The 289-nt window shown below is 41.9% G+C and carries 1 protein-coding gene; it reads right to left on the bottom strand.

What is annotated here, in order from left to right:
• On the bottom strand, positions 1–289 hold a 289-nt coding region (locus tag H4J62_RS20125), incomplete at both ends, for a hypothetical protein (protein ID WP_182218807.1).

The following is a 289-nucleotide window of genomic DNA, read 5'->3' as shown; positions in this document are numbered from 1 at the left end:
ATTTAAAGTGAGTTCGCCTTCAGCAAGACTTACCGTGTCACCTGCATTGTACGTATTACCATCAACAGTAAAGCTGGTGACAGTTAGTGGACCGTCTGCTGTTTCTGCATTGTCTAAAACATTGCCTGTGGCGGTTGTATCTTCTGCAACAGTGACAGTTTCATTATCATCACTTAAATCAGAAACCGGTGTTACTGAAATGGTTAGGGTAGAACTCTGAGTGTCACCTGCACCGTCAGTAACAATGTAAGTAATTAGAGGAACAGCACCATTAAAGTTATCATTCGGA

It is taken from the genome of Colwellia sp. BRX8-5 (genome assembly GCF_014077325.1).
Classification (GTDB): Bacteria; Pseudomonadota; Gammaproteobacteria; order Enterobacterales; family Alteromonadaceae; genus Colwellia_A.
The sequence above is the reverse complement of the archived record's forward strand: the minus strand, read 5'-3'. Positions and strand labels throughout refer to the sequence as shown.